The organism is Kitasatospora sp. NPDC023176 (genome assembly GCF_055560495.1).
On sequence record NZ_JBVHIP010000046.1, the window covers coordinates 14140 to 31027 of the forward strand.

General features: G+C 71.1%; 14 protein-coding genes and 3 tRNA genes. 14 read left to right on the forward strand and 3 right to left on the reverse strand.

The genetic code is table 11. The annotated features are described in order from the left end of the window. Positions 1–116 precede the first annotated feature (116 nt). The 8 genes from gyrB (at position 117) to ACZ3YL_RS37705 (ending at position 8271) form a co-directional block, all read left to right on the forward strand. Positions 117–2132 (forward strand): DNA topoisomerase (ATP-hydrolyzing) subunit B, encoded by a 2016-nt coding sequence (gene gyrB, locus ACZ3YL_RS37670; RefSeq protein ID WP_188305740.1) that lies wholly within the window; start codon positions 117–119, stop codon positions 2130–2132. Between the two features lie 131 nt (positions 2133–2263). Beyond that, complete coding sequence (gene gyrA / locus ACZ3YL_RS37675) at positions 2264–4801, forward strand: DNA gyrase subunit A (protein ID WP_188305741.1); 2538 nt, start codon at positions 2264–2266, stop codon at positions 4799–4801. 220 nt (positions 4802–5021) lie between these two features. After that, positions 5022–5693: a DUF3566 domain-containing protein gene (locus ACZ3YL_RS37680; RefSeq protein ID WP_465661986.1), complete on the forward strand. Its 672-nt coding sequence runs from the start codon at positions 5022–5024 to the stop codon at positions 5691–5693. A 257-nt stretch (positions 5694–5950) separates the two neighbouring features. Then, the gene (locus ACZ3YL_RS37685; protein WP_188303011.1) at positions 5951–7324 is read left to right on the forward strand and encodes a class I SAM-dependent methyltransferase; all 1374 of its coding nucleotides are present in this window, start codon (positions 5951–5953) and stop codon (positions 7322–7324) included. A 16-nt stretch (positions 7325–7340) separates the two neighbouring features. Beyond that, positions 7341–7417, forward strand: a tRNA-Ile gene (locus tag ACZ3YL_RS37690). Positions 7418–7502: 85 nt separating this feature from the next. After that, positions 7503–7576, forward strand: a tRNA-Ile gene (locus ACZ3YL_RS37695). A 324-nt stretch (positions 7577–7900) separates the two neighbouring features. Next, on the forward strand, positions 7901–8029 hold the full coding sequence (locus ACZ3YL_RS37700; RefSeq protein WP_014137031.1) for a DLW-39 family protein: 129 nt from the start codon (positions 7901–7903) through the stop codon (positions 8027–8029). Positions 8030–8198: 169 nt separating this feature from the next. Next, positions 8199–8271 (forward strand) — tRNA-Ala (locus tag ACZ3YL_RS37705). Positions 8272–8338: 67 nt separating this feature from the next. Here the strand turns inward: ACZ3YL_RS37705 and ACZ3YL_RS37710 are convergent. Further along, positions 8339–9010, reverse strand: coding sequence for a DUF5324 family protein (locus ACZ3YL_RS37710; RefSeq protein ID WP_465661988.1), 672 nt, complete (start codon positions 9008–9010; stop codon positions 8339–8341). Between the two features lie 206 nt (positions 9011–9216). Here ACZ3YL_RS37710 and ACZ3YL_RS37715 point away from each other — a divergent pair, with 206 nt between their 5' ends. After that, positions 9217–10110 (forward strand): rhomboid family intramembrane serine protease, encoded by an 894-nt coding sequence (locus ACZ3YL_RS37715; protein WP_188303013.1) that lies wholly within the window; start codon positions 9217–9219, stop codon positions 10108–10110. 347 nt (positions 10111–10457) lie between these two features. On the opposite strand, the gene crgA is transcribed toward ACZ3YL_RS37715, so the two are convergent. After that, a complete protein-coding gene (gene crgA / locus ACZ3YL_RS37720; RefSeq protein ID WP_188303014.1) occupies positions 10458–10706 on the reverse strand; it encodes a cell division protein CrgA in 249 nt (82 codons plus the stop codon). A gap of 188 nt (positions 10707–10894) precedes the next feature. Between crgA and ACZ3YL_RS37725 the strand changes: the two genes are divergently transcribed. The 5 genes from ACZ3YL_RS37725 to ACZ3YL_RS37745 all read left to right on the forward strand — a co-directional run bounded on the left by ACZ3YL_RS37725 (position 10895) and on the right by ACZ3YL_RS37745 (position 14640). Further along, complete coding sequence (locus ACZ3YL_RS37725; protein WP_465662008.1) at positions 10895–11647, forward strand: DUF881 domain-containing protein; 753 nt, start codon at positions 10895–10897, stop codon at positions 11645–11647. Positions 11648–11731: 84 nt separating this feature from the next. Next, on the forward strand, positions 11732–11911 hold the full coding sequence (locus tag ACZ3YL_RS37730; protein ID WP_030278236.1) for a hypothetical protein: 180 nt from the start codon (positions 11732–11734) through the stop codon (positions 11909–11911). Between the two features lie 55 nt (positions 11912–11966). Next, positions 11967–12629: an aminodeoxychorismate/anthranilate synthase component II gene (locus tag ACZ3YL_RS37735; RefSeq protein ID WP_188303015.1), complete on the forward strand. Its 663-nt coding sequence runs from the start codon at positions 11967–11969 to the stop codon at positions 12627–12629. 5 nt (positions 12630–12634) lie between these two features. Beyond that, positions 12635–13810 carry a class E sortase gene (locus tag ACZ3YL_RS37740; RefSeq protein WP_465661992.1) on the forward strand — a complete coding sequence of 392 codons (1176 nt, stop codon included), beginning with the start codon at positions 12635–12637 and terminating at the stop codon, positions 13808–13810. Positions 13811–13848: 38 nt separating this feature from the next. Next, positions 13849–14640, forward strand: coding sequence for a class E sortase (locus ACZ3YL_RS37745; RefSeq protein WP_188303017.1), 792 nt, complete (start codon positions 13849–13851; stop codon positions 14638–14640). 112 nt (positions 14641–14752) lie between these two features. Here ACZ3YL_RS37745 and pknB read toward each other — a convergent pair whose 3' ends face one another. Then, a complete protein-coding gene (gene pknB / locus ACZ3YL_RS37750) occupies positions 14753–16846 on the reverse strand; it encodes a Stk1 family PASTA domain-containing Ser/Thr kinase (protein ID WP_188303018.1) in 2094 nt (697 codons plus the stop codon). Between the last annotated feature and the right edge of the window lie 42 nt (positions 16847–16888).

The window sequence follows — 16888 nt, forward strand, 5'->3', positions numbered from 1 at the left end:
AACGCCCATCTCTGTCAGTCGTACCGGTAGACTGAAAGCCAAACACTGTTGCTAGTGGCAACCGAGTCGAAACGCCGTGGTCGCACGCCCGCCCGCACGGGGTGGGAATGCGGCCCGTGCTGTGCCAGAGAGGGCGCTTCGTGGCCGATTCCGGCAACCCCAGCCAGACCCCAGACCAGACCGAGCAGGCTTCCTACACCGGTAGCAACATCCAGGTGCTGGAAGGCCTCGACGCCGTCCGCAAGCGCCCCGGCATGTACATCGGTTCCACCGGCGAGCGCGGCCTGCACCACCTGGTGCAGGAGGTCGTGGACAACTCCGTCGACGAGGCGATGGCGGGGTACGCCGACACCATCGACGTCACGATCATGGCCGACGGCGCGATCCGCGTCGTCGACAACGGCCGAGGCATCCCGGTGGACATCGTCCCCGGCCAGGACAAGCCCGCCGTCGAGGTCGTGCTCACCGTCCTGCACGCCGGCGGCAAGTTCGGCGGCGGTGGCTACGCCGTCTCCGGCGGTCTGCACGGCGTCGGCGTCTCCGTGGTGAACGCGCTGTCCACCAGGCTGTCGGTGGAGATCCACAAGGACGGCAGCGTCTGGACCCAGGACTACAAGATGGGTGCCCCGGCCACCCCCCTGGCCAAGGGCGCGGAGACCGACCGCACCGGCACCACGGTCACCTTCTGGGCCGACGGCGACATCTTCGAGACCACCGTCTACTCCTTCGAGACGCTCTCCCGGCGCTTCCAGGAGATGGCCTTCCTCAACAAGGGCCTGTCGATCTCGCTGACCGACGAGCGCCCCGAGCACGTGGACGAGGAGGGCAAGCCGCTCACCGTCACGTACAAGTACGACGGCGGCATCGCCGACTTCGTCGCCCACCTCAACTCCCGCAAGGGCGACGTCATCCACCCCTCGGTGATCGACTTCGAGGCGGAGGACAAGGACAAGGCGATCTCGGTGGAGATCGCGATGCAGTGGAACTCCTCCTACACCGAGGGGGTCTACAGCTTCGCCAACACCATCCACACCCACGGCGGCGGCACCCACGAGGAGGGTTTCCGCGCCGCGCTGACCGGCCTGGTCAACCGCTACGCGCGGGACAAGAAGCTGCTCCGCGAGAAGGACGACAACCTCTCCGGCGAGGACATCCGCGAGGGTCTGACCGCGATCATCTCGGTCAAGCTCGGCGAGCCGCAGTTCGAGGGCCAGACCAAGGACAAGCTCGGCAACACCGAGGCGAAGACCTTCGTCCAGAAGGTCGTCCACGAGCACCTCAACGACTGGATGGACCGCAACCCCACCGAGGCCGCGGACATCATCCGCAAGTCCATCCAGGCCGCCACCGCGCGCGTCGCCGCCCGCAAGGCCCGCGACCTCACCCGCCGCAAGGGCCTGCTGGAGTCCGCCTCGCTGCCGGGCAAGCTCTCGGACTGCCAGTCCAAGGACCCGTCCGAGTGCGAGATCTTCATCGTCGAGGGTGACTCCGCCGGCGGCTCGGCCAAGCAGGGCCGGGACCCGCGCACCCAGGCCATCCTGCCGATCCGCGGCAAGATCCTGAACGTCGAGAAGGCCCGGATCGACAAGGTGCTGCAGAACACCGAGGTCCAGGCGCTGATCTCGGCCTTCGGCTGCGGCATCCAGGAGGACTACGACGAGTCCAAGCTGCGGTACCACAAGATCGTCCTGATGGCGGACGCCGACGTCGACGGACAGCACATCCGCACCCTGCTGCTGACCCTGCTGTTCCGCTTCATGCGGCCGCTGGTCGAGTCCGGGTACGTCTACCTCGCCATGCCGCCGCTGTACAAGATCAAGTGGGGCAAGGACGACTTCGAGTACGCCTACTCGGACCGCGAGCGCGACGCGCTGATCGCCGCCGGCGTCGAGGCCGGCCGCCGCCTGCCCAAGGACGACGCGATCCAGCGCTTCAAGGGTCTCGGCGAGATGAACGCCGAGGAGCTCCGGGTCACCACCATGGACGCCGAGCACCGGCTGCTGCTCCAGGTCACCCTGGAGGACGCCGCCCGCGCCGACGAGCTGTTCTCCGTGCTGATGGGCGAGGACGTCGAGGCCCGCCGCTCCTTCATCCAGCGCAACGCCAAGGACGTCCGCTTCCTGGACGTGTGACGCCTGCGACCCAGGCCCCGCACGTACCAGTCCGCGTGAAAGGAAACTGACCACCAGTGGTCGACGACAACCGTCCCGAAGGCGAACAGCCCGAGACTCCCGAGACCCCCGCGGCCACCACCCAGGTGACCATGCGGATCGAGCCGGTCGAGCTCGAGACAGAGATGCAGCGCTCGTACCTCGACTACGCGATGAGCGTGATCGTCAGCCGGGCGCTCCCCGAGGTCCGCGACGGCCTCAAGCCGGTGCACCGCCGCGTGCTCTACGCGATGTACGACGGCGGGTACCGCCCTGAGAAGGGCTACTACAAGTGCGCCCGCGTCGTCGGCGACGTCATGGGCAACTACCACCCGCACGGCGACACCTCGATCTACGACACCGTGGTCCGGCTGGCCCAGCCGTGGTCGCTGCGGATGCCGCTGGTGGACGGCAACGGCAACTTCGGCTCCCCGGGCAACGACCCGGCCGCGGCCATGCGCTACACCGAGTGCAAGATGATGCCGCTGGCCATGGAGATGATGCGCGACATCGACGAGGACACCGTCGACTTCGCCGCCAACTACGACGGCCGCTCGCAGGAGCCGACCGTCCTGCCCGCGCGCATCCCCAACCTGCTGGTCAACGGTGCCACCGGCATCGCGGTCGGCATGGCCACCAACATCCCGCCGCACAACCTGCGCGAGGTCGCCTCCGGCGCGCTCTGGGCGCTGGAGAACCCCGAGGCCTCCGCCGAGGAGCTGCTGGAGGCCCTGATCGAGCGGATCAAGGGCCCCGACTTCCCCACCGGCGCGCTGATCGTCGGCCGCCGCGGGATCGACGACTACTACCGCACCGGCCGCGGCTCGGTCACCATGCGCGCCGTGGTCGAGGTCGAGGAGATCCAGGGCCGCCAGTGCCTGGTCATCACCGAGCTGCCCTACCAGGTCAACCCGGACAACCTCGCGCTGAAGATCGCCGACCTGGTCAAGGACGGCCGGATCGCCGGCATCGCCGACGTCCGCGACGAGTCCTCGTCCCGCACCGGCACCCGCCTGGTGGTCGTGCTCAAGCGCGACGCGGTCGCCAAGGTCGTGCTCAACAACCTGTACAAGCACACCGAGCTGCAGACCAACTTCGGCGCCAACATGCTGGCCCTGGTCGACGGCGTGCCGCGCACCCTGTCGCTGGACGCCTTCATCCGGCACTGGGTCAACCACCAGGTCGAGGTCATCGTCCGGCGCACCACCTTCCGGCTGCGCAAGGCCGAGGAGCGCGCCCACATCCTGCGCGCGCTGCTGAAGGCCCTGGACCTGATCGACGAGGTCATCGCGCTGATCCGGGCCTCGGCCAGCGCCGACGCCGCCCGCACCGGCCTGATGGGCCTGCTGGACATCGACGAGCTCCAGGCCAACGCGATCCTGGAGATGCAGCTGCGCCGGCTGGCCGCCCTGGAGCGCCAGCGGATCATGGACGAGCACGACGAGCTGCAGCGCAAGATCGACGAGTACAACGCGATCCTGGCCTCGCCGACCCGTCAGCGCGAGATCATCTCCGAGGAGCTCACCGCGATCGTCGAGAAGTACGGCGACGAGCGGCGCTCGACCCTCATCCCCTCGGACGGCGACCTCTCCATCGAGGACCTCATCGCCGAGGAGGACATCGTCGTCACGATCACCCGTGGCGGCTACGTCAAGCGGACCCGCTCCGACCTCTACCGCTCGCAGAAGCGCGGCGGCAAGGGCGTGCGCGGTGCCCAGCTGAAGCAGGACGACATCGTCGACCACTTCTTCGTGACGACGACCCACAACTGGATCCTGTTCTTCACCAACAAGGGCCGGGTCTACCGCGCCAAGGGCTACGAGCTGCCGGACGCCGGGCGCGACGCCCGCGGCCAGCACGTGGCCAACCTGCTGGCCTTCCAGCCGGAGGAGCACATCGCCCAGGTGATGGCCGTCCGCACCTACGAGGACAAGCCGTACCTGGTCCTCGCCACCCGGGCCGGCCTGGTGAAGAAGTCCCCGCTGAAGGACTACGACTCCCCGCGCTCCGGCGGCCTGATCGCGATCAACCTGCGCCAGGACGAGGAGGGCCAGGACGACGAGCTGATCGGCGCCGAGCTGGTCTCCTCCGAGGACGACCTGCTGCTGGTCTCCAAGAAGGCCCAGTCGATCCGCTTCACCGCGACCGACGACGCGCTGCGCCCCACCGGCCGCGCCACCTCCGGCGTCAAGGGCATGGCCTTCCGCGAGGACGACGAACTGCTCTCGATGAACGTCGTCCGTCCGGGTACCTACGTGTTCACCGCCACGGACGGCGGGTACGCCAAGCGAACGGCCGTGGACGAGTACCGTGTCCAGGGACGCGGCGGCTACGGCACCAAGGCGGCGAAGATCGTCGAGGGCCGGGGCTCGCTGGTCGGCGCACTCGTGGTCGACGACAGCGACGAGATCATGGCGATCACCCTGTCGGGTGGGGTGATCCGCACGAGGGTTTCCGAGGTTCGTGAAACCGGACGTGACACCATGGGCGTCCAACTGATCAACCTCGGAAAGCGCGACGCGGTCGTGGGCATGGCCCGCAACGCGGAGGCCGAGGACGAGGAGACGGCGGAGGACGAGGTCGCCGGCACCGAGTCCACCGAGACGGCCGAAGGTACGGAGACGGCGGTCGGCGGCGACGCCGAGGTCTGAACCGAACCGCGGACCGGTGCCGTCGCGTCCAGAGAAGAGGACGCGGCGGCACCGGACGCCGACCAGTACCGGGCAATCCCGCCGGGCGCTGGATGACGAGTGACGGATCAGGGCGCCGCCCTGGTGGGAAGTGCGGGAGGACCAGGTGAGTGGAGCCACGGGTGCTGCGGGAGGACCCTCCGGCGGCCGTCCGGGCGCGCAGGGCGGGGGGTCGTACGGCGTGCCAGGACAGCCGCCGACCGAGCACTCGGCCGCGTCCACGTCGCTGATGCCGCCGGTCGGTGGAGCGGGCCAGGCCGGTGCGACCTACGGGGGCCAGACCCCGCCCCCCTCCGGCAGCCCGGCCGCCGGACAGAGCGGCTTCTCGCCGCCGACCACGTACGCCAAGGGCCAGCCGACCCCGCCCCGGGGCACCCGGACCAGCGGCAACACCCCGGCCGGCGGCACCCCGGTGCCCGGCGCGCCGCGCCGCCCCGCCGGCGGGCCCGCGACCGTCGGGGGCGGCCTCGGCCGGACCCGCAAGGCCCGGCTGCGGGTGACCAAGGTCGACCCGTGGTCGGTGATGAAGGTCAGTTTCCTGCTGTCGCTGGCCGTCGGCATCATCATCATCGTGGCCTCGGCCGTGCTGTGGATGACGCTGGACTCGCTCGGCGTCTTCGACTCGCTGACCAAGACGCTCAAGGACGTCACCGGGGGCGGCGCGGACAACGCCAGCAGCCAGCTCAACCTGATGGACTACATCGGCTTCGGCCAGGTCATGATGTTCACCACGCTGATCGCCGTGGTCGACGTCGTCCTGCTGACCGCGCTGTCCACGCTCTCGGCCTTCATCTACAACGCGGCGGCCGGCTTCACCGGCGGCGTCGAGCTGACCCTGGCCGAGGAGGACTGATCCCGGCCGGATCCTGACCACAGGTCAGTTCACCGTCCACGGACGGAATGTACGGGCCCCGAAGGCTGTTGCAGCCTTCGGGGCCCGTCGGCATTTCGGGTGACAGCCGGCACCCGCGGCGTGCCGCCCGGAAACGGGTTGCCCGCGGTGGGATTAGCTGGACGCCGCCCGTTCCCACCCCTGGGAGTGCCGCAGGCCGCCCCGGTCGGTCGACCGGGTCAGATGAGGTTCCGCAGGACGGCTGACGGAGGCACGCGGTGGCGAAGCTCGCAGGTCAACTGGTCGAGGCCCTGGACGGGCTGCTGGGCATCCCGGTCCCGGTGCGGGTGCAGGCCTGGGACGGCAGCGTCGCCGGTCCGCCCGGAGCGCCCACCGTGGTCCTGCGCAACCGCCGGGCACTGCGCCGGCTGATCTGGCAGCCGGACGAGCTGGGCCTGGCCCGGGCCTACGTCTCGGGGGACTTGGACCTCGCCCCCGGCACCGACCTGTACGAGACGCTCTCCGTGGTCGCCCGGTTCGCCGAGCTGCCGGAGATCCGCACCAGGGCCCTCGGGCCGCGCGACGTCCTCGGCGCCAAGGGCCGCCGGGCGGTCGCCGCCGCCCTCCGGGCCGGGGCGATCGGCCCGGAGCCCACCCCGCCCCCGGAGGAGGTCCGCCGGGCCCAGGGGCGGCTGCACAGCCGCAGCCGGGACCGCGCGGCCATCAGCCACCACTACGACGTCGGGAACGACTTCTACGGCCTCGTGCTGGGCTCCTCCATGGTCTACTCGTGCGCCTACTGGACGCCCGAGGCGAAGAGCCTGGAGGCCGCCCAGGAGGCCAAGCTCGACCTGATCTGCCGCAAGCTCGGCCTGCGGCCCGGGATGCGGCTGCTGGACGTCGGCTGCGGCTGGGGCTCGCTGGTGCTGCACGCGGCGAAGCACTACGGGGTCACCGCGGTCGGCGTCTCGATCTCCGAGGAGCAGGTCGCGCTCGCCCGGGCCCGGGTCGAGGAGGCCGGCCTGGCCGACCGGGTCGAGATCCGGCTCCAGGACTACCGGGAGATCACCGACGGCCCCTTCGACGCGATCTCCAGCGTCGGCATGGCCGAGCACGTCGGCGAGGAGCAGTACCGGGTCTACGCCGACGGCCTGTACCGGCTGCTGGCCCCCGGCGGCCGGCTGCTCAACCACCAGATCGCCCGCCGCCCCGACTACCCGGGCGAGGCGCACCGCACCAGCCCCTTCATCGACCGCTACGTCTTCCCCGACGGCGAGCTCTCCCCGGTCGGCTCCACCGTGGCCCGGCTGGAGGAGGCGGGCTTCGAGGTCCGGGACGTCGAGGCGCTGCGCGAGCACTACGGGCTGACCCTGCGCGAGTGGGTGGCCAACCTCGAGGCGCACTGGACGGAGGCGGTCCGGCTGGTCGGCCTCGGCCGGGCCAGGGTCTGGCGGCTGTACATGGCCGCCTGCGCGCTCGCCTTCGAGCAGAACCGGATCGGCGTCAACCAGATCCTCGCCGTCCGCGGTACCGAGGAGGGCGGATCGGGCCTGCCGCCGACCCGCGAGGAGTGGCTGGTGCGCCCGGCCGCCGAGGTCATCGCCGCGACCCCGGCCGGAACGGATTTGGGAGATCGGCGGTCGGTCCGCTAATCTTTCAGTGCGGCAAGGGCCTATAGCTCAGACGGTTAGAGCGCTTCCCTGATAAGGAAGAGGCCACAGGTTCAAGTCCTGTTAGGCCCACCACCGCGAAGGGCCCGGAGTGATCACTCCGGGCCCTTCGACGTTTTCGCGGATCGAGCGGCTTCCGGTACGCTCTGCTGTGCAGCGAGGGCCTATAGCTCAGACGGTTAGAGCGCTTCCCTGATAAGGAAGAGGCCACAGGTTCAAGTCCTGTTAGGCCCACCGCCCCGAAGGGCCCGGAGTGATCACTCCGGGCCCTTCGACGTTCCCCGGTGGACAGGCTCCGACGGGCCTTCCCCGGGCGGACCGCGTGCGGACGATCCGTACGACAGGAGGTGTGGCGTCAATCCTCGGACCGGACCGTCGGGTTGACGGCGCCGGTGGCTGGTCACGATTGGGACACCGGTGTGTATCATCGGCCGCAAGGGCAGTCTGGCACCCGGCAGCCCGTTCGCGCTCGAAACACATCTGGACTCGTCGGCCCGGTCGGTCCGGCCGGAGCACCGGCTCTTGAGTCCATCAACGCAAGAAGGACGAGGTCCCGCGGTGAAGAAGCTCCTCCTGGTCGCCCTGGTCGCCCTCGGCGGCTTCTTTGTCTACCGTCAGGTCCAGGCGGACCGCGCCGAGCAGGACCTGTGGACCGAGGCCACCGACCCGGTTCCGGCCGGTCGCTGAGCCCCGGTCGATCTGACGATCGACGGTCTTCGGAGGCGCTGATCGCGCCTCCCGAACCGGTCGGCCCGTTCCTTCGATCGGACCGGCCGGTTCCCCCCAGGGGGACGGCTCTCGGAACCACGCCGGAACCCGGTACGCTAGTGCCCGTTGGCACGGGCCGTGCCATCGAGGGGCATTAGCTCAGTTGGTAGAGCGCTGCCTTTGCAAGGCAGATGTCAGGAGTTCGAGTCTCCTATGCTCCACAGCGCCTGAACGGCGGTCGACCTGTTCTCCAGGTCGGCCGCCGTTCGGCTTTTCCGGGCCCGACCGCTAGGACTGCGGGCGGTCGTCCTCGGAGCCGTTCACCGGGGCGGTGGCGGCGGTCGCACCGGTCGGCGGCGGCGACTGCGGGGCCGAGGGCTCGACCAGCCACTCCGGGTTGCTGTGCCGGCGCCACCACTGCCAGGCGACCAGGCCGCCGCCGACCGCCAGCACCCCGGCCACCACGAGGCCGGTGGACCAGCCGCACCGCTGCCGCCGCTTGGCGTTCCGAGCGGCCAGTTCGCTGATCTCGGCCGAGCTGACGTTGCCATGGAGGGCGGTCAGCGCGGCGGCGCCGCGGAACTGGGCCTCGTGCGCGACCGGGGAGACCGCGGCGCGGGCCTCCTCGACCGCCAGGGCGACCCTGGGGCCGACCGTGGTGCGGGCCTGGTCGGCGGCGTGGGCGGCGGAGAGCCGGGCCGCCAGGGCGGCCTCCTGGGCCCGGTGGAAGGCCCTCAGGGCGTTCTGCTGGGCCTCGGGCGGCAGGCTGGCGAAGGCCTGGCAGATTTGCGGGGCGAGGTGCTTGTCGTAGTGGACGCGGAGTTGGTGGGCGGCCTGGGCGGCCTTGGGGCCGAGGGCGTCCAGGGCGGGCCCGAGGCGCTGCTTGGCGCCGTCCGCGAACTGTGCGGCGGTGTCCCGGGTCCTGGTGGCGGTCTCACGGGCCGAGTCCGAAAAGCTCACGAGTCTCTCCTCCTGGGTGGCGTCCTTTTATGCACATATCCACCTGAATGCTGATCATGCATGTGGATTTGTCCCCCGGCACGCCGGGGTGGGCCGTACGCGGGGTCCGCGGGGGAGCGGGGCGGGGGAGAAAGGCCGGCCGCCGGGGCGGGGGACCGCAGTAGGCTGGCGGCTTCGGTGATCGGGTAGGGAAGGGGAAGCCGCTGATGCTCCCGGACGAGCCGCGACGGTCCACGGGCCGCTCCCCCGAAGCCGAGCCGCCCGGCTGCTACCGGCACCCGCGGACGGCCACCGGGATCTCCTGCACCCGCTGTGATCGGCCGATCTGTCCGCAGTGCATGGTGGCCGCCTCGGTGGGCTTCCAGTGCCCCGAGTGCGTCGGCGAGGGCCACGCGGGGGCGCGGCGGGCGACCACCCGGTTCGGTGGGGCGCCGACCCTGGACGGCGGGCTGGTGACCCGGGTGCTGGTCGGGATCAACCTGGTCGTCTGGGTGCTGGCCGCCTACGTGCTCGTCCCGCGCCTGGGCGAGGTCTGGGCGCTGGCCAGCGCCGGGCGGGCGCACGCCGGCGGCCCGTACGGGGTCGCGGACGGCCCGGGGCAGTGGTACCGGCTGCTGACCGCCACCTTCCTGCACCTCCAGTGGTGGCACATCGGGCTGAACATGCTGGTGCTGCTCTGGCTCGGCCCGCCGCTGGAGGAGGCGCTCGGCCGGCTGCGCTTCCTGGCCCTCTACCTGCTGGCCGGCCTGGGCGGCAGCACCTTCACCTTCCTGGTGGCGGGCGACTGGGTGAACTCGCTCGGTGCCTCCGGGGCGGTCTTCGGCCTGATCGGCGCCACGATCCTGATGCAGTTGCGGGACCGCGGCCCGCTGGCTCCGGCGGTGGCCTTCCTGGTCTTCAACCTGGTGGTCACCTTCTCCGCGTCGGGCATCGACTGGCGGGCTCACATCGGCGGGCTGGTGATCGGTGTCCTGGTCGCTTCCGGCCTGATGTACGCCCCGCGCGAGCGCCGCGGCCCGGTCCAGGCGCTGACGGTGGTGGTGGCGCTGGCCCTGGAGGCGGCGATGCTGCTGGCCGGGATGGCCCTGTACGGCGCGTGACGCCCCGGGCGTTTGTCCACAGCGGGTGCGGGGTTGGGCGCAGGCTGTGCGCCGACTCGGCTGTGGACTGCTGTTCTACGCGTGTCCTCCTGTGCGGTTCCCGTGCCTTCGGGGAGTTGTGCACAGCTGTGGACAGTCCGGACCGCGAAAGTTATCCACAGGCTGTGGGGACTTTTCCCCAGTGTGGATAACCATGTGGATAAGCCTGACGGTGTGATGGTGGGACTGTCAGATGGGTGGCCGACCGCGTTCCGGCCCGGCTCCGGGCACGCCGAACCGCCGCCCCGGGGCCCGCGATCCGAAGCGGCGGAAACGGCTCGAATGCGAGCCTCAGGACGCGCGGAGCGTCACTTCCACTGGGTGGAGACGCCGAACCCGGCCGCGATGAAGCCGAAGCCGACCAGGATGTTCCAGTTCCGCCAGCTCTCGACCGGGTAGCTGCCGCTCGTCACGTAGTAGGTGACGATCCAGACCAGGCCGATGAGGAACAGTGCCAGCATCAGCGGGGCGACCCAACTACGGCCCGAGCTGATCTTCACCACGGCCGTGGTCGGCGGGGTGTAGTCGGACTTCTTGCGGAGTCGAGACTTCGGCACGAGGAGTTCTCCTGTCGATGCGCTGTGAGACCGCGCAGGGGTGCAGCGGGTGAGAGGTGCAGCGGGCGAGAGCCGACGGTCGGACGTGGAGAGCGCTCTGGGACCGCTCCCCCGCCTGCCACCGGCGTCCGTTAGCGTAGTGGCTCGGCGGGTCTCAAGGAGATAAGGGTACGGTGACTAATTTGTCGATTCCCCCCGGGAAGGCCGTTACCCGCCGTTCCGGCACCCGAATTGTCGGACGTGCCCTGACCTGCGCCGTGTTCGCACTCGCCGGTCTGCTCTTCTACATCAGCGCCCAGACCGCCCGCGGCACCGACCTGCGGACCGACAACTCGCTGCTGAGCCTCGGCGACGTGGTCCGCCAGCGCAGCTCGCAGAACCAGCAGGCGCAGGCCCAGCTGGCCGACCTCCAGGCCCGGGCGCAGCAGCTCACCGAGCAGCAGGGCCACGACCCCGCCGACGCCGCCCAGCTGGACGGCCTGCGGCTCGGCGCGGCCCTGGAGCCGCTGCAGGGCGGCGGACTGACCGTCACCCTCAACGACGCCCCGCCGAACGCCACCGCGCGCATCCCCGGTGTCCCCGAGCCCGGCGTCAACGACCTGGTCATCCATCAGCAGGACATCCAGGCCGTGGTCAACGCGCTGTGGCGGGGCGGCGCGGCGGGCGTGCAGGTGATGGACCAGCGGCTGGTCTCCACCAGCGCCGTGCGCTGCGTGGGCAACACCCTGCTGCTCCAGGGCCGGGTCTACTCCCCGCCGTACGTGGTCAAGGCGGTGGGGAAGACGGACGCCCTGCGGTCGGCCGTCGAGGCGGACCCGACGATCCGCAACTACCTGCAGTACGTCCAGGCCTACGGGCTGGGCTGGAAGGTCCAGGAGAGCGGGGACCTGACCCTGCCCGGATACTCCGGCACCACCGAACTGCGCTCGGCGGGTGGGTAGCGGGAGCGGCAGTGGCGGACCGGCCTCACGGCCGTTGAACCCGGGTCTACTCTTGACCCCAGTCCGCTACCTCGAGGGAGCACCATGTACGGCTGGATCTGGCGTCACCTGCCGGGGAACACCCTGGTCCGGGCCGTCATCTCGCTGCTCCTGATCCTGGGGATCGTCTACCTCCTCTTCACCTACGTCTTCCCGTGGGCGGAACCGCTGCTCCCCTTCGGCGACGTCACAGTGGACGGCGGCGACGGCGCCTCGGCCGGCTGACCCGGCGGGCCCGGAACTTCCCCCCAGCACCGCATCCCACGGAGACCACGCGCGCATGACCACCCAGTCGACCCCGCCCCGCATCCTGGTCGTGGACAACTACGACAGCTTCGTCTTCAACCTGGTCCAGTACCTGTACCAGCTCGGCGCCACCTGCGAGGTGGTGCGCAACGACGAGGTGACCGTCGAGCACGCCGTCCGCCGGGCGGGGGAGGAGGGCTTCGACGGGGTGCTGCTCTCCCCCGGGCCCGGATCGCCCGAGGAGGCCGGGGTCTGCGTCGCGATGGTGCACCACTGCGCGGGGATCGGACTGCCGGTGTTCGGCGTCTGCCTGGGCCTGCAGTCGATCGCGGTCGCGTACGGCGCGGTGGTCGGCCGGGCGCCGGAGCTGCTGCACGGCAAGACCTCGCCGGTGGAGCACGAGGACGGCGGGGTGTTCGAGGGGCTGCCCTCGCCGCTGACCGCGACCCGCTACCACTCGCTGGCCGTCGACCCGGCCACCGTGCCGGACGAGCTGGTGGTCACCGCCCGGACCGGGAGCGGCGTGATCATGGGCCTGCGGCACCGTGAACTCCCCGTCGAGGGCGTGCAGTTCCACCCCGAGTCGGTGCTGACCGAAGGCGGGCACCGGATGCTCGCCAACTGGCTGGCGGAGTGCGGCTTCCCGCAGGCCGTGGACCGGTCGGCCGGGCTCGCCCCGGTGATCGGCCGGGGCTGAGCGGCGTGACCGCGGTGCGCCCGGAGGGGCGTTACCAGCCGGAGGCCGGCCCGTACGGCGGCCCGCAGCCGTACGACGGCGTCCAGCAGCAGGGGGGCCCGCAGTACGGCACCCGGCAGCCCGCCGCGCCGCAGCCCGCCGCGCCGCAGCCCGCCGCGCCGCAGCCCGCCGCGCCGCAGTACGGTGCCGCGCAGTCCGGCGGGCCGTACCCGCAGGATCAGCCGGTTCCGGGGACGCCGGAGGACGGCTGGGGCGTGTACGAGCAGGCCGAGCAACCGGTCGAGGGCGGCCCCGAGTACCCGTGGCTGCCCGACCAGACCCTCCAGCTGCGGCTGCCCGTCGACGGCGGCGAGCCTGCCACCGAGCCCGCTCCGGCCACCGGCGGCCGGGCCGAGCGCCGTCGGGCCGCCCAGGGCCGGACCTCGGTCCGCGCGGGCGGTGGCCGGCGCCGGGCGAAGGGCCGGGGGGCCAGGGGCGCCCGTCCCAAGGAGTCGGCGCTCGTGGTGGCCGCCCGTTTCGTCGGCGAGGCGTGCATCACCCTCGGCGTGGTGATGCTGCTGTTCGTCGCGTACCAGCTCTGGTGGACCAACGTGCAGGCCGACGCGGCCGCCAGCAGCGCCCGTGACCAGCTGGAGCAGCAGTTCGACGCCCCGCCGCCCGGCCCGGGCCAGCCCGCCGCGGACCCGAACAAGCCGGAGGCGTTCGCGCCCGGCAAGGGCTTCGCCATCATCTACCTGCCCAAGCTGGGGCTGAAGTTCCCGATCGCCGAGGGCACCGACAAGGCGGCGGTGCTGGACAAGGGCCTGGTCGGCCACTACCCCGGCACCGGGATGCCGGGCGACCAGGCGGGCAACTTCGCGCTGGCCGCCCACCGCAACACCCACGGCGAGCCGTTCCGCTACATCAACGAGCTCGGCAAGGGCGACAAGGTCGTGGTGGAGACCGCCGCCGGGTACTTCACCTACGAGATCACCGGGGGCATCCCGCAGACCCCGCCCAGCAACGTGAGCGTGATCAAGCCGGTGCCGAACGGCTCCGGGTACACCGGCCCCGGCCGGTACATCACCCTGACCACCTGCACCCCGGAGTTCACCTCCAAGTACCGCCTCATCCTCTTTGGCAAGATGATCGAGGAGCGGCCGCGCAGTCAGGGCAAGCCGGCCGCGATCACGGGCGGGTAGCCGCCCGGAGGCCGGGTTTCGGAGGGGGAGCAGCGCAGATGCAGGACGACGGGACCGCGCGGTCGGCCGATCCGGAGGGGGAGGCCTTCCCCCCGCCCGAACGGGCGGAGAGGAAGGGCCGGAGCCGGGCGCTGGCCGCGCTCGGCGTCTTCGGCGAGCTGCTGATCACCCTGGGCCTGGTGCTCGGCCTGTTCGTGGCCTACTCGCTGTGGTGGACCAACGTGCAGGCGGACCGTTCCGCGGCGGACGCCTCGGACCGGCTGCGCGGCTCCTGGGCGGCCGGTCCGACCGCCGGCCCTTCGGGCGCCACCGCCGGGCCGGGCGGCGCCGTCGCGCCGCCCGCGATCGGGGACGACGTGGGCTTCCTGCACGTGCCGGCGATGGGCCGGGACTTCCAGGTGCTGATCCGGATGGGCACCTCCACCGACGTCCTGGACGAGGGCGTGGCGGGCGTGTACGAGCAGCCCTACAAGGCCGCGATGCCCTGGGACCAGGCGGGCAACTTCGCGCTGGCCGCCCACCGGGACGGCCACGGCGCCAAGTTCCACGACCTGGACGCCGTCCACAGGGGCGACGCGGTCGTGGTCGAGACCAAGGACAAGTGGTACGTCTACAAGGTCGACAACACCCTGCCGGAGACGTCCAAGTACGACACCGGCATCGTCGCGCCCGTCCCGGTCAGCTCCGGCTACACCGCCCCCGGCCGCTACATCACCCTGACCACCTGCACGCCGGTGTACACCTCGCGGTACCGGATGGCCGTCTGGGGGAGCCTGGTGCGGGTGGACGGCATGGACGCCAAGCGCACCCCGCCGCCGGAGCTGCGCTGATCCGGGGCCTCGGCCGAACGGAACGCCCGGGGGCCCGTCGCGATCACCGCGACGGGCCCCCGGGCTCTTCGGCCCTCCTGCTCCCCGGTCTCAGAACCAGGGGAAGAAGGGCTTAGTTGTTGCCCCCTTTGCCGGGGGGTGTGGTGGCGGAGTCCCCCCCTTTGGCCGGATCGGCCGGCCGGGTCATCAGCTGCACCTGGGTGTTCGGGTCCAGCTGGGTGCCGGCTGCGGGGATGCTCTGGATGACGATCGCGTTCGGGTCCTGCGGGCCGGCGACCACCGTGTAGAGCAGGCCGACCTTGGACAGCGCGGCGATGGCGTCCGACAGCTTCTGGTTCTGCATCGGCGGGACCTGGGCCTTGTCCGGCGCCTTGTAGATCGTCAGCCAGATCTTCGTGGCGGTCGGCGCCTTGGTGTTCGGCGCGACCGACTGCGTGGCGACGGTGTTGACCTTGGTCGGGTCGTTGGTCGGCGTCGTCTTGGAGGTGTCGACCTGGAAGCCGGCGGTCTGCAGCGTGTTCTGCGCGTCGTCCTTCTGCGCGCCGACCACGTTCGGGACGGTCTGCTTGGTCTTGCCCTGGGAGATCGTCAGCTTGACCTGGGCGCTCGGGTCGGCGGGGGTGCCGGCCGCCGGGTCCTGGGCGAGGACGGTGTCCTGCGGTGCGGTGTCGTCGTCCTTGTAGTCGGGCGTGGCGACATTGGTGAAGCCGGCCGCCGTCAGGGCCTGCATCGCCTGGTCCTTGGTCTTGCCGGTCAGGGTCGGCATCTGGGTCTTGGCCGGACCGGAGGAGACCTGCACCGTGATGTGGGCGTCCTCGGAGACCTGGGTGCCCGCCGTCGGGGTCTGGGTGCAGACCTGGTCCTTCTTGACGTTGGTGTCCGGGCAGGCGATCTTGTCGCCCTCGGTGACCACGAGCTTGGAACCGGCCGCGGCCGCGGCGGTCTTGGCGTCCGCCAGGCTCTTGCCGACCAGGTTGGGCGCCGTGACCTTCGGGGCGTCCTTGGTGCCCTTGTCGCTGAACATCGCCTGGGCCACGAAGAAGGTGCCGACCAGGACCAGCACGGCGGCCACCGCCAGCACGATCCAGGAGGTGTTGCTCTTCTTCTGCCGGTCGTCGCCGCGCCGGCCGCCGCCCTGGCCGTAGCCGTCGTCGTGGCCGCCCGCGCCACCGGCGGAGGTCTGGCCGTAGCCGTCGTCCTGGTAGCCGGAGGCCTGCGGCAGGACGGTGGTCGGGCCGCCGGGCTGCTGCGGCAGCACGTTGGTCTGGCCGTACGGGTCGTGCTGCTGCGGGTAGCCGTTCTGGTCGTAGCCGTACCCGGCGGCGCCCATGCCGTAGGCGGCGGCCTGCTGGGCGGCGGCGACCGGGAGGCCGTCGAGGAAGCGCTCGATGTCGTCGCGCATCTCGTCGGCGCTCTGGTAGCGGTAGTCGCGGTCCTTGGCGAGCGCCTTGAGCACGATCGCGTCGATCTCGGGCCGCACCTCGGGGTCGAAGACCGACGGCGGCTGCGGCTCCTCCCGGACGTGCTGGTAGGCGACCGCGACGGGGGAGTCGCCGACGAACGGCGGGCGGACGGTCAGCAGCTCGTAGAGCAGGCAGCCGGTGGAGTAGAGGTCGGAACGGGCGTCGACCTGCTCGCCCTTGGCCTGCTCGGGGGAGAGGTACTGGGCGGTGCCGATCACGGCCGAGGTCTGGGTCATGGTCATCCCGGCGTCGCCCATCGCGCGGGCGATGCCGAAGTCCATGACCTTGACGTTGCCCTGCCGGGTCAGCATCACGTTGGCCGGCTTGATGTCGCGGTGCACGATGCCGGCCCGGTGCGAGTACTCCAGGGCCTGGAGGATGCCGATGGTCATCTCCAGCGCCCGCTCGGGCAGCAGCCGGCGGCCGGAGTGCAGCAGCTCGCGCAGGGTCGAACCCTCGACGTACTCCATCACGATGTACGGGATGGAGATCCCGTCGATGTAGTCCTCGCCGGTGTCGTACACGGCGACGATCGCGGGGTGGTTCAGGGACGCCGCCGACTGTGCTTCGCGGCGGAAGCGGGCCTGGAACGACGGATCCCGGGCCATGTCGGCCCGGAGCGTCTTCACTGCGACGGAACGGCCGAGCCGGGTGTCATGGCCGAGGTACACCTCGGCCATGCCGCCGCGTCCGAGGACGCCGCCGAGCTCGTACCTGCCGCCTAGGCGACGAGGCTCTTCCATAGTTCCGACCCTCTCCCTCACCCGCCGGTGAGGTTGTGACGT

What these genes read in the sequence shown, in the direction of transcription:
- ACZ3YL_RS37730 (WP_030278236.1), top strand. Translation starts at nt 11,732, where the DNA reads ATGTACGGCTGGATCTGGCGTCACCTGCCGGGGAACACCCTGGTCCGG.
- ACZ3YL_RS37745 (WP_188303017.1), top strand. Translation starts at nt 13,849, where the DNA reads ATGCAGGACGACGGGACCGCGCGGTCGGCCGATCCGGAGGGGGAGGCC.
- ACZ3YL_RS37735 (WP_188303015.1), top strand. Translation starts at nt 11,967, where the DNA reads ATGACCACCCAGTCGACCCCGCCCCGCATCCTGGTCGTGGACAACTAC.
- pknB (WP_188303018.1), bottom strand. Translation starts at nt 16,846, where the DNA reads ATGGAAGAGCCTCGTCGCCTAGGCGGCAGGTACGAGCTCGGCGGCGTC.
- ACZ3YL_RS37715 (WP_188303013.1), top strand. Translation starts at nt 9,217, where the DNA reads ATGCTCCCGGACGAGCCGCGACGGTCCACGGGCCGCTCCCCCGAAGCC.
- gyrA (WP_188305741.1), top strand. Translation starts at nt 2,264, where the DNA reads ATGCGGATCGAGCCGGTCGAGCTCGAGACAGAGATGCAGCGCTCGTAC.